This window comes from Streptomyces sp. WAC00040, assembly GCF_056835925.1.
Genome location: NZ_JAKQZE010000004.1, coordinates 139,704 through 150,203, shown reverse-complemented (window position 1 = coordinate 150,203; position 10,500 = coordinate 139,704). Strand labels below are relative to the sequence as shown.

Annotated in this window: 1 pseudogene; it reads left to right on the top strand. The window is 70.9% G+C overall.

Going from position 1 to position 10,500, the window contains the following annotated elements:
• Positions 1-147 precede the first annotated feature (147 nt).
• Positions 148-10,500 (top strand): annotated as a pseudogene (locus MDN94_RS31245) (type I polyketide synthase); the annotation flags it as partial.

Genomic DNA, 10,500 nt, shown 5'->3' with positions numbered 1-10,500 from the left:
GCCCCGAAGACGCTGCCCCAATTTCCGCTGACGTTTGTTTAGGGAACCGCAGAGATGACTAACTCGAATCAGGCTCAGCTGGAACGCGCCCTGCCCGCCATCCGCCTCCTCCAGAAGCGCGCGGCGGATCTCGAGGCCCGCTTCCACGAGCCGATCGCGGTCGTGTCGATGGCGTGCCGACTGCCGGGCGGCATCGACACACCCGAGGGTTTCTGGCAGCTGCTGGCAGAAGGGCGGGACGTCGTCGGGGAGTCTCCGTCGCACTGGGACGGCCTGGACTACTACGACCCCGATCCCCAAGCCGTGGGCAAGAGCTACGCACGCGAGGGCGGATTCCTCACCGGTGTCGAGGACTTCGACGCCGCGTTCTTCGGCATCAGCCCGCGCGAGGCCCAGTCGATGGACCCGCAGCAGCGCCTGGTCCTGGAAGCGTCGTGGGAGGCGCTGGAGCGCGCCGGCATCCGCCCCGGCACACTCACCGGCAGCCGCACCGGCGTCTACCTCGGCACGATGAGCACCGACTACGGCAACCACCAGGGCCACGACCTCGACGCCCTCGACGGCTACGTGAAGACCGGCAACGCGAGCAGCGTGGTGTCGGGACGCGTGTCCTACGCGCTGGGCCTGCAGGGCCCCGCCGTCACCATCGACACGGCCTGCTCCTCGTCCCTCGTCGCCCTCCACCTGGCGGCCACCGCACTGCGGCAGGGCGAGTGCGACCTCGCCCTCGCCGGCGGCGTGACCGTCATGTCGACCCCCTCGCTCCTCGTGGAGTTCAGCCGCCTCAAGGGCATGGCCCCCGACGGGCGCTGCAAGAGCTTCTCCGCCGCGGCAGACGGCGTCGGCTGGGCAGAGGGATGCGGCGTCGTACTCCTGAAGCGACTGTCGGCTGCCGAGCGTGACGGCGACCGCGTCCTGGCCGTGATCCGCGGCTCCGCGGTCAACCAGGACGGCCGCAGCCAGGGCCTGACCGCGCCCAACGGGCCCTCCCAGCAGCGCGTGATCCAGGACGCCCTGGCCGCCGCCCGCCTCACCCCCGCCGACATCGACGCGATCGAGGCACACGGCACCGGCACCTCGCTGGGTGATCCGATCGAGGCCGGCGCTCTCGCCGAAGTCTTCGGCGAGCACCAAGTGTTCCTCGGATCGTCGAAGTCGAACCTCGGGCATGCGCAGGCCGCCGCCGGCGTGATCGGCGTGATGAAGATGGTCCTCGCCCTCCAGCACGAGACACTGCCTCGCACTCTGCACGCCGACGAGCCGAGCCCCCACGTCGAGTGGGACGACAGCGGCCTTGCCCTGCTCCAGCAGCCGCAGCCCTGGAGCAAAGGCGAGCGGACCCGCCGGGCGGGTGTGTCCTCGTTCGGGTTGAGCGGGACGAATGCGCATGTGGTGTTGGAGGAGGCTCCGGCGGTGGTGCCGGTGGAGTCTTCGCAGGGGGTGGGCGGGCTGCCGGTGGTTCCGGTGGTGGTGTCGGGTCGGGACGAGGGGGCGTTGCGGGAGAACGCGGTGCGTCTGGCCGATTGGTTGGAGGCCTGTGACGGGGAGGAGTCGGTTCTCGCCGATGTGGCGTTCTCGGCGGCGGGGCGCACGCGGTTCGGGTGTCGGGCGGGTGTGGTTGCCGGTTCGGTGGCGGAGGCGGTTGCTGGTTTGCGGGCGGTGGGGGAGGGGCGTTCGGCTGCGGGTGCGGTCACCGGCACGGCTTCTGGTTCTGGTTCGTCGGTTGGTGCGGCGTTCTTGTTTGCGGGTCAGGGGAGTCAGCGGGCGGGGATGGGGCGGGGGTTGTATGAGGCGTTCCCGGTGTTCGCGTCGGCTTTCGATGAGGTGTGCGGTTTCTTCGATGGGGATGTGAAGGGGGTGGTGTTCGGTTCGGACGAGGGGTTGGTGGAGCGGACGGAGTGGGCGCAGCCGGGGTTGTTCGCGTTCGAGGTGGCGTTGTTCCGTTTGGTGGAGTCGTTCGGGGTGTCTGCGTCGTTTGTGGCGGGGCATTCGGTGGGGGAGATTGCGGCGGCGTGTGTGGCGGGGGTGTTCTCGCTCGAGGATGCGTGTCGTTTGGTGGAGGCGCGTGGCCGGTTGATGGGTGGGTTGCCGTCGGGTGGGGCGATGGTGTCGGTGCGTGCTTCGGAGGACGAGGTGCGGCCGTTGTTGGGTGGGGTGGATATTGCGGCGGTGAACGGCCCGCGTTCGGTGGTGGTGTCGGGTGAGCGGGGGGAGGTGGAGGCGGTTGCCCGGCGGTTGGAGGCTTCGGGTTGCGGGACGAGGTCGTTGCGGGTGTCGCATGCGTTCCATTCGCGGTTGATGGATCCGATGCTGGCCGCGTTCGAGGAGGTTGCTGCTTCGATCACGTATGCCGAGCCGAGGATTGCGATGCCGCCGGTCGGCGGTGCCCGGGATGCGGGCTACTGGGTGCGGCATGTGCGTGATGCGGTCCGCTTCGCCGACGACATGCGGTTCTTGGCGGCTGCAGGCGCCGAACGTTTCCTTGAACTGGGCCCGCAAAGTGTGCTGACGGCGGCCGCGGCGGAGAACCTGCCCGAGGACACACCCGTCCGGTTCGTCGCCAGTGCCCGCAAGGGTGCGGACGAGGTCGCCGGGGTGCTGACCGCACTCACCGAACTGCACGTCCTCGGCCAGGACGTCGACTGGGACGCCCTGTTCACGGGGACCGGCGCCACCCGTATCGACCTGCCCACCTACGCCTTCCAACGCGAACGCTACTGGCAGCAGGTGTCCACCTCCGGTGATGTGACCTCGGTGGGGTTGGAGTCGGCCGGGCATCCGTGGCTGGGTGCGGTGACCGCGCTCGCCGACGGCGAGGGTCATGTGTTCAGCGGTCGTGTGTCGCTGCGTGAGTTCGGCTGGTTGGCCGATCACGCGGTGTTCGGCACGGTGATCGTCCCCGGCACCGCACTGCTCGAACTCGCCTTCTCCGCAGGCCATTTCGTCGGCGCCGACCGGGTGGAGGAACTCACACTCCTCGAAGCGCTCGTCGTCCCGGAGCAGGGCGAACTGCGCCTCCAGGTAACCGTGGACGCGGCCGATGCCGAGGGCCGTCGCGCCGTGGCCGTCTACAGCAGCGCTGCGGGTGCGGATGCCCCATGGGTACGTCACGCCGAAGGGACCGTGGCTGGGCCGGTACCCGGGTCGGATACCGCCGTCGCGTCCGAGGGGTTCGAGGCGTTGGCGCAGTGGCCGGTGGCGGGCGCGCAGCGGGTGGACCTGGACGGTTTCTATGAGCGGTTCGCGGAGCAGGGCATTGCCTACGGCCCCGCATTCCGGGGCTTGAGCGAGTTGTGGCGTGACGGCGACACGGCTTATGGCCTGGTGCGGCTGCCCGAGGACGTCACGACCGACGGCTACGGCATCCATCCCGCACTCCTCGACACGGCGCTGCATGTGTTGAAGGGCTCGGCGGCCGCGCGGGAGCGGTTGGATGGCGCTCTGCTGCCGGTCGAGTGGGCGCAGGTGGACCTGTCGGCGATGGGCGGCAGCGAGTTGCGTGTCCGTGCGGATCTCGACCCCTCGGGGACGTCCCTTCGGCTGTGGGTCGCCGATCCGGCCGGCGGGCCTGTTCTGTCCGGCCGTCTCGACCTGCGCGAGGTGACCGCCGAGCAGATCCGTGCCTCGACGTCGGTGGACCACCTGTACCGGGTGGAGTTCCAGCCGGTCACGGCCGGCTCTCAGGCACAGGACGCCGAGCGGCTGGTGATCGACGCGCGGGGCTGGTCGGGTGCGGTGACGGAGGTCGCCGGACGTGGACTGGCCGAACTCCAGCAGGCGTTGACCGGTGACACAGCCGAGATCGTGTTGGTGACCTGCGGTGCGGTCGGTGAGGACGCCACGGACGTGGGCCAGGCGTCGTTGTGGGGTCTGGTGCGTTCGGCGCGCAGTGAGCACCCCGAGCGGGTGATCCGCCTGATCGACACCGACACCGACACCCAGGACCTGGCATCGGCCCTGCGAGTGGCGGACGAGCCCGAGCTGATCGTCCGCGCAGACAAGGTGCTGGCGGCCCGACTGGTCCGGGCGTCGGCAGACGCCGGCGCGCAGAGCCGTGGGCTGGATCCTGCCGGCACGGTCCTGATCACGGGCGGCACGGGCGAGTTGGGCCAGGCGTTGGCCCGTCACCTGGTCCACGAGCATGGCGTGCGCCGTCTGGTGCTGACCTCACGTCGTGGCACGGACGCACCCGGTGTGTCCGACCTGGTGGCGGAGTTGACCGCGGCGGGTGCCGAGCGTGTCGAGGTCGTCGCGTGTGACGTGGCCGATCGTGCCCAGGTCCGTGCCCTGCTCACCGGCGTGGACACCGCCCACCCGTGGACCGGTGTGTTCCACCTCGCCGCCGTCCTCGACGACGGACTCCTCCAGGGTCAGGACAGCGACCGTCTGGCCCGCGTCCTGGGTCCGAAGACCGAGGGTGCGCTGCACCTGCACGACCTCACCCGTGAACTCGGCCTCGATCTCGCCGCCTTCGTCCTCTACTCCTCCACCTCCGGCGTCCTCGGCAGCACCGGCCAGAGCAACTACGCCGCCGCCAACACGGCACTGGACACGCTCGCCGCCCTCCGCCGTAGTCAGGGCCTGGCCGCGACCAGCCTCTCCTGGGGCCTGTGGGAACAGACCGGAACGGGCCTCGCCGCCCATCTCGGCCAGGCCGAACTCGTCAGGCTCGCCCGGCGAGGCATCGGTGCCCTCACGCAGCAGCAGGCACTCGTCGCGTTGGACGCCGCCATGCTCCAGCCGTATGCGCACCTCGTTCCGGTCAAGCTGGAGACGGCGCGGGTCGAGGACCCGCCCGCCCTGCTGCGGGCACTCGTGCGCAGGAGGCGCACCCGCCCGGCAGCCGGCACCAATTCCGGCGGTCAGGTCACGGCGTTGCGTGACCGGCTGGCGTCGCTGCCGGAGGCCGAACGGCTCCCATATCTGGTGCAGCTCGTACAGCGTGAAGCGGCGGTCGTGCTGGGCCTCGCCGATGCCGACGCCATCAAGCCGCAGCAACTCTTCTCCGAGCAGGGGCTGGACTCGCTGATGGCGGTCGAGCTGCGGCGACAGCTGTCCGCGGCGACCGAGGTGGCCCTGCCCGCCACCCTCGCTTTCGACTATCCCACCCCCGTCGCCGTCGCCGGCCTGCTCCTCGACCGTCTCGACCTGGCCGCCACGGCCGCGGCACACCCGTCGGCCCCCGTACTCGAGCGCGGCACGGCCGACGACCCGATCGCCATCGTGTCGATGGCGTGCCGCCTGCCGGGCGGCATCGACACCCCCGAAGGTTTCTGGGAACTCCTGACCTCAGGCGGTGACGCCATCGGAGGGACACCGTCCCGCTGGGACGGCCTGGACCTGTACGACCCCGACCCCGATGCCGTCGGCAAGAGCTACACCCGCGAGGGCGGATTCCTCGACGGTGTCGAGGACTTCGATGCCGCGTTCTTCGGCATCAGCCCGCGTGAGGCGCAGTCGATGGACCCGCAGCAGCGCCTGGTGCTGGAGGCGTCGTGGGAGGCGCTGGAGCGCGCCGGCATCCGCCCCGGCACACTCACCGGCAGCCGTACCGGGGTCTACCTCGGCGCGATGAGCTCGGACTACGACCGCCAGGGCCAGGGCCTCGACGCCCTCGACGGCTACCTCGGAACGGGCAATGCCGGAAGCATCGTCTCCGGCCGGATCTCCTACGCGCTGGGCCTGCAGGGCCCGGCCGTCACGATCGACACGGCCTGCTCGTCCTCCCTCGTCGCCCTCCACCTGGCGGCCACCGCACTGCGGCAGGGCGAGTGCGACCTCGCCCTCGCCGGCGGTGTCACCGTGATGTCGACGCCGATGTCGTACGTCGAGTTCAGCCGGCTCAAGACGACCTCCCCCGACGGCCGCTGCAAGAGCTTCGCGGCCCAGGCCGACGGCGCAGGCTGGTCGGAAGGCGTCGGCATGCTCGTGCTCAAGCGTTTGTCGGCTGCCGAGCGTGACGGCGACCGCGTCCTGGCCGTGGTCCGCGGCTCCGCGGTCAACCAGGACGGCCGCAGCCAGGGTCTGACTGCCCCCAACGGACCCTCCCAGCAGCGCGTCGTCCGCGACGCCCTGGCCGCCGGCGGGCTCACCCCCGCGGACATCGACGCGATCGAGGCCCACGGCACCGGTACCGCCTTGGGTGACCCGATCGAAGCGGGTGCTCTCGCCGAAGTCTTCGGCGAACATCAGGTGTTCCTCGGGTCGGCCAAGTCGAACCTCGGCCACACACAGGCCGCCGCCGGCGTCGTCGGCATCATGAAGATGGTCCTCGCCCTCCAGCACGAGACGCTGCCCCGGACCCTGCACGCCGACGACCCGAGCCCCCACATCGACTGGGACAACAACGGACTCGCTCTCCTCCAGCAGCCGCAGCCCTGGCACAAGGGCGAGCGGACCCGCCGCGCCGGCGTCTCCTCCTTCGGCCTGAGCGGCACCAACGCCCACGTCGTCATCGAAGAAGCACCCACCACCGCGTCCCCCACCACCCCGTCGCCGGCGACCGATGCCGCTCCCGGCACGCCCTTGCCGGTGGTGCTTTCCGGCACGAGCCGGGCGGCGCTGCGCGAGCAGGCCGGACGCTGGGCCGACTGGCTCATCGCCCACCCCGGCACGCCCCTGCGGGACATCGCCGCCACCGCGGCCCAGCACCGCACCCACCTCGGCGAGCGTGCCGTCGTCATGGCCGGCACGGCCGCACACGCAGCCGAACTGCTGCGAGCCCTCGCCGAGGACCGGACCCATCCCGATCTCCTCACCGGAACACAGCAGGAGCACGGAAGGACCGTGTTCGTCTTCCCGGGTCAGGGTAGTGAGTGGGCGGGGATGGGGCGTGAACTGCTGGAGCAGTCGCAGGTGTTCACCGACGCGGTGCGTGAGTGTGATCAGGCGCTGGCGCCGTATTTGGACCGGTCGGTGGAGGGCCTGCTGCGGGAAGGGTGCGTGGAGGACTGGTCGCGGCTGGATGTGCTGCAGCCGGTGATGTTCGCGGTGTATGTGGGCTTGGCTGCGGTGTGGCGGTCCTTGGGCGTGGAGCCGGCTGCGGTGGTGGGCCATTCGCAGGGTGAGGTGGCTGCCGCGGTGGTGGCCGGTGCGCTGTCCGTCGAGGACGGTGCACGGGTGATCGGTGTGCGCAGCGCCGCGCTGCAGACGGTCGCCGGTGTGGGCCGTATGGCGGTGGTGGAACTCCCGCTCGACGAGGTGCAGGAATGGATCGCCCCGTACGGAGAGGCCGTGTCGGTCGCGGCGGTCAACACACCCCGGTCGGTGTCGGTATCGGGTGACGCCGAAGCGGTGGAGGACCTCCTGTTCCGACTGGACGACGCGGATGTGTCGTGCGGGTGGCTGGAGGCGCCGGTCGCCTCCCACAGCCACCACATGGACGCCCTGCTGCCCGACCTGGAGGCCCGCCTCGCCCCGCTGCGGCCGCGCCCGGGACAGGTGCCGTTCTACTCGACGGTCACCGGCGCGCTGCTGGAGGGCACGGCGCTCGATGCCGCGTACTGGTGCCGCAACCTCCGCCGGCCGGTGCGCCTCGATGCGGCGCAGCAGGCGCTGCTCGCGGACGGGCTGGACGTGTTCGTGGAGGTCAGCCCCCACCCGGTCCTGATCATGCCGTTGACGGACGGCAGTGCCGGGCGGGGTGTGGTCGTCGGCACGCTCCAGCGCGAGCGCGGGGATCTGGCGCAGATGGCGCGCATGGTGACGCTGCTGCACGTGGCGGGCGTCGAGGTGGCCTGGGAGCCCCTGCTGGGAACGCACGGTCCGGTGGTGGACCTGCCGACCTATGCCTTCCAGCGCGAACGTTTCTGGCTGGACACCGTCACCAAGGCGTCGGGTGATGTGACCTCGGTGGGGTTGGAGTCGGCCGGGCATCCGTGGCTGGGTGCGGTGACCGCGCTCGCCGACGGCGAGGGTCATGTGTTCAGCGGTCGTGTGTCGCTGCGTGAGTTCGGCTGGTTGGCCGATCATGCGGTGTTCGGCACGGTGATCGTCCCTGGCACCGCGTTGTTGGAACTCGCTTTGTCGGCGGGCCATTTCGTGGGTGCGGGCCGGGTGGAGGAGCTGGCGCTCCTGGAGGCGCTGGTCGTTCCGCTGGAGGGTGAGCTGCGGCTTCAGGTGACGGTGGGGGCGCCCGGTCCGGATGGTCGTCGTGCGGTGGCGGTCTACAGCCGGCGTGGTGAGGACGGTGAGTGGGTGCGGCATGCGTCCGGCGTGCTGAGTGAGGCACCGGCCGTCGCGTCCGGCGGGTTCGAGGCGTTGGCGCAGTGGCCGGTGGCGGGTGCGCAGCGGGTGGACCTGGACGGTTTCTATGAGCGGTTCGCGGAGCAGGGCATTGCCTACGGTCCGGTGTTCCGGGGCTTGAGCGAGTTGTGGCGTGATGGCGACACGGCTTATGGCCTGGTGCGGCTGCCCGAGGACGTCACGACCGACGGCTACGGCATCCATCCCGCGTTGCTGGACACGGCGCTGCATGTGCTCAAGGCCGCCATGGCGGAGCAGAGCACCGAGGACAGCGTGCTGCTGCCGTTCGAGTGGACCGGGGTGAGCCTTGAGGCGGTGGCGGGCTCCGTGCTGCGGGTCCGTGCCGAGATGGACAGTGAGAACTCGACGGCCCGGATCCGGGTCGCCGACGAAGCCGGTGTTCCGATTGCGGCGGTCGAAGGGCTGCTGCTGCGGCCGGCCACGGCGGAGCAGATCCGCGCCGCCGCGTCGGTGTCCGTCGACCACCTGTACCGGGTGGACTTCCAGCCGGTCACGGCCGGCTCTCAGGCACAGGACGCCGAGCGGCTGGTGATCGACGCGCGGGGCTGGTCGGGTGCGGTGACGGAGGTCGCCGGACGTGGACTGGCCGAACTTCAGCAGGCGTTGACCGGCGACACAGCCGAGATCGTGTTGGTGACCTGCGGTGCGGTCGGTGAGGACGCCGTGGACGTGGGCCAGGCGTCGTTGTGGGGTCTGGTGCGTTCGGCGCGCAGTGAGCACCCCGAGCGGGTGATCCGCCTGATCGACACCGACACCGATGAGGGCTTGGCGTCGGCCGTGCGAGTGGCGGACGAGCCCGAGCTGATCGTCCGCGCAGGCAAGGTGCTGGCGGCCCGACTGGTCCGGGCGTCGGCAGCCGCCGGCGCGCAGACGCGTGGGCTGGATCCTGCCGGCACGGTCCTGATCACGGGCGGCACGGGGGAGTTGGGTCAGGCGTTGGCCCGTCACCTGGTCCATGAGCATGGGGTGCGCCGTCTGGTGCTGACCTCACGTCGTGGCACGGACGCACCTGGTGTGTCAGGCCTGGTTGCGGAGTTGACCGCGGCGGGTGCCGAGCGTGTCGAGGTCGTCGCGTGTGACGTGGCCGACCGCGCCCAGGTCCGTGCCCTGCTCACCGGCGTGGACACCGCCCACCCGTGGACCGGTGTGTTCCACCTCGCCGCCGTCCTCGACGACGGACTCCTCCAGGGTCAGGACAGCGACCGTCTGGCCCGCGTCCTGGGTCCGAAGACCGAGGGTGCGCTGCACCTGCACGACCTCACCCGCGAACTCGGTCTTGAGTTGGCGGCGTTCGTGTTGTTCTCGTCGGCGTCGGGTGTGCTGGGCACGGCCGGTCAGAGCAACTACGCCGCCGCCAACACGGCGCTGGACACGCTCGCCGCCCTCCGCCGTAGTCAGGGTCTGGCCGCGACCAGCCTCTCCTGGGGTCTGTGGCAGCAGGCCGGTCTCGGGCTGACTGCCGGGCTGGGGGAGGCGGACGTGGCGCGGATGCGGCGCCAGGGCTTCGGCGCTCTCAGCCAGCAGCAGGCACTGGCGGCGTTGGACGCCGCCATGCTCCAGTCGTATGCGCACCTCGTTCCGGTCAGGCTGGAGACGGCGCGGGTCGAGGACCCGCCCGCCCTGCTGCGGGCACTCGTGCGCAGGAGGCGCCCCCGCCCGGCGGCCGGCACCCCCTCCGGTGGCCGGGGCAGCGTGTTGCGTGACCGGCTGGCGGGGCTGGCGGAGGGCGAACGGCTGCCGTATCTGGTCCAGTTGGTGCGTTCTGAGGCGGCGGTCGTGCTGGGGGCGTCCAGCGCGGACGGTGTCGGTGATCACCAGGCGTTCAAGGAGCTCGGCCTGGACTCGCTGATGGCGGTCGAGCTGCGTCGCCGGTTGTCCGCGGCGACCGAGGTGGCGCTGCCCGCCACCCTCGCCTTCGACCATCCCACCCCCGCCGCCGTCGCCGACCTCCTCCTCGACCGCTGCACATCCGAGGCAACGGCGCAGGCCGGCGTCGTCCGGACCGCCGTCTCCCGCGCCGGTGCGCACGTGACGAAGACACAGATCGACAGCCTGGTGGACCTCCTGCGTGCCGCGACTCCGCAACAACTCCAGGAGCAGGGACTGGTTTCCCGCCTCCTGGAGCTCAAGGACGGCCTCGCACGAACCGTCGTCCCCGACGCACCGGAGATCGAGATCGAGGCCGGCAGCACAGAAGACCTTCTCCAGTTCCTCGACCGCAAGCTTGGAGTGTGA